The sequence below is a fragment of the Vibrio sp. 2134-1 genome (genome assembly GCF_033339495.1).
Map to the genome: position 1 here is coordinate 1 of NZ_JAWOUS010000152.1, position 1013 is coordinate 1013.

The 1013-nt window shown below is 48.1% G+C and carries 1 protein-coding gene; it reads right to left on the reverse strand.

Features of this window, described 5'->3' with window-relative positions; all coding sequences use genetic code 11:
• Positions 1 to 82 precede the first annotated feature (82 nt).
• Positions 83 to 1013, reverse strand: a 931-nt coding sequence (locus tag R7R78_RS24570) for a bifunctional metallophosphatase/5'-nucleotidase (RefSeq protein WP_225474430.1), incomplete at its 5' end; no start/stop codon positions are given.

The window sequence follows — 1013 nt, forward strand, 5'->3', positions numbered from 1 at the left end:
TAGGGCAGCCAAATGATTTACAGCCATTGTATTCTTGACGAAAAGTCATGGTGCTTATCCTTTGAGGTTATTTGTCAGAGACTCACTCTTTGGCTCTGACATCCACTTGGCGACCAAGCGCCGGAACGATAACGTCTTTCTTGGCTTTAAATTGGTCAATCAATACTTGGGTGACTGAATCGCCTTGCGATTCTAACGTGCCTTTTTCAAAAACATGATAACCGTCGCCCCCGCTCGCTGCGTAAGAGTAAGTGGCCACTTTGTATGATTGCGAGTCGTTCACTGGTTTGCCATTTACGTTCAGGCTGAGCAGGCGTTTACCTTGTGGTTTTGCGTTGTCGTAGCGCGCTTCAATACCGGAGAATTGTGCCAGACCGTAAGGCAAGGTGTAGCTGTACTCCAACAGTTCTTTCAACTGTGCGCCGTTGAGTTTTACGACGGAAAGTTTATCTGTGAATGGGAAAAGATCCATTACGTTTTCCATCGTTACTGGGCCTTTGTTGAGGTCAACGCGAATACTGCCCGAGCTGATCATACCCACATCCGCTTTAGCGGCTTCGCGCATCATATCTGCTACTAAATTACCTACGTTGGATTCGCGATAATAACGTCGGTACGCCGTGTCATTAATGGTCGCCAACTGCTGACCAAGCTCTGGGTATTGTTTGCGAGCACTGGCGATAAGATCGCTGGTTTTCTTGTCGCGTTCAAGCTTGTCTGACTCGACAGGGATCAGTTTTCCGTCCAGCAGTTTTACGTCGTGCTTTTCGGTGTCTACGGCAAATTTAGTGTAACCCAAGTATTTACCTTGGCCGAAAGTGAGGCCGATAACTGTGCCCGTTTTTGGGTGCACGACAGGCTTCCATAAGCCATGGTCAGAGTGGCCGCCAAAAATCACATCGACCCCTTTTAGCTTGCCTGCCATGTCGTAATCTTCATCAAAGCCACGTTGCACTTCAGGATCGGCTTCTTTGTCGGTTTGCATTGGTGCCGTTTTATTTTGGTGTGTGAGC